The 258-nt window shown below is 42.6% G+C and carries 1 protein-coding gene; it reads left to right on the plus strand.

What is annotated here, in order from left to right; translation table 11 throughout:
• Nucleotides 1-40: 40 nt before the first annotated feature.
• On the plus strand, nucleotides 41-258 hold a 218-nt coding region (locus tag FQ668_RS27760), incomplete at its 3' end, for a hypothetical protein (protein WP_218570917.1).

Below are 258 nucleotides of genomic sequence, written 5' to 3' on the forward strand. Positions count from 1 at the left end.
CTCCTGCACACTGCTCTTATTTACTAAGGGAGTGTGTGATATGAAAACACCAAAATCATTAGTTTGTTTGGCTTTAAGTCTGGTGGCGCCTTGGGCTCAAGCCATAGAACTAATTGGGCAAACTGTCAGTTTGTCATCGGTAAATGTGGTTGCCGAAGTCAATGGCGTAATTGAAACCATGGACGTAGAGGTCGGTGATAAGGTTCAGCAGTACACGGTTATAGCTGAAATCAAAAAGCAAGACTTTCAGTTTGAACT

This window comes from Pseudomonas sp. Kh14, from assembly GCF_900291005.1.
Lineage (GTDB): Bacteria > Pseudomonadota > Gammaproteobacteria > Pseudomonadales > Pseudomonadaceae > Aquipseudomonas > Aquipseudomonas alloputida.